Genomic DNA, 236 nt, shown 5'->3' on the forward strand with positions numbered 1-236 from the left:
TTACTAAAAAGGGTTCAATCGCATTGACAACCGCATGAAAAATGCGCAGCCCTGTTGTAGGAATGGAAACGGCAAGCAGTCTTTTTCTTACATCCTTTCCGCGCAAATGAATGTGCTGCTGGCCGGATACCGCCCGCCTCGCCATGATAAATTGTGAATATAAATAAACAAGCACAACCACATCACTCACGACGAGGACAAACAAGGAAATCAGCACAGCCATATCCAATTCAAAT

Annotated in this window: 1 pseudogene; it reads right to left on the reverse strand. The window is 44.5% G+C overall.

The features are described 5' to 3' along the window. Positions 1-236: pseudogene (locus tag CF394_RS11955) on the reverse strand (multidrug transporter MatE); the annotation flags it as partial.

Origin of the sequence: Tetzosporium hominis (assembly GCF_002265435.1) — a bacterium.
In the GTDB taxonomy this organism is placed as follows: domain Bacteria; phylum Bacillota; class Bacilli; order Bacillales_A; family Planococcaceae; genus Chryseomicrobium; species Chryseomicrobium hominis.